Below are 570 nucleotides of genomic sequence, written 5' to 3' on the forward strand. Positions count from 1 at the left end.
CGCACATCGCCACCGAGACTCATTTCGAAAAACATATTGTGTTGCAACGTGGTGTTACTCATCAAACTAATAAAAAGCAACGCTCCACACGCCAACATAAACAAAGGTAAGCGCAATACTAGTGGGTTTTCTAACCACTCTTTACGCAACATTGCGACGACAGAGCGCATCATGCTGCCTCCTTTTGTAACGCTAAAAACAGATCCGCCAGTTTTACACCATGTACATCGCCAAGCCCCGCCGCTTGATCCGCGTATTGTGAAGACAATAGCCATTTCGTTGTGCCTAATCCTTTTTGAGAAGAGAGTGGGTGCATCGCTTCAATTTGCGCACGGTGTTCGTCATTGGCATCGAGAATAAAGTAGTCTTCACTGATGCTGTCCATTGAGGTTTGTAGCACCGGGCGACCGTGTTTAAGAATCAACACATCGGTTAACAGATGTTCGATCTCGGAAACTTCATGGCTGGTGATGATAAGAACGCGTTCACCATCGTGAAACCATTCCAGTAAATGACGGTAGAAGGTGTCGCGGTAAACCAAATCCAAACCAAGAGTTGGTTCATCCAAAA

At 45.8% G+C, this 570-nt stretch carries 1 pseudogene; it reads right to left on the reverse strand.

Features of this window, described 5'->3' with window-relative positions:
* Positions 1-169: 169 nt before the first annotated feature.
* Positions 170-570 (reverse strand): annotated as a pseudogene (locus tag R7O13_RS29380) (ABC transporter ATP-binding protein); the annotation flags it as partial.

The organism is Vibrio sp. Y176 (assembly GCF_033438945.1).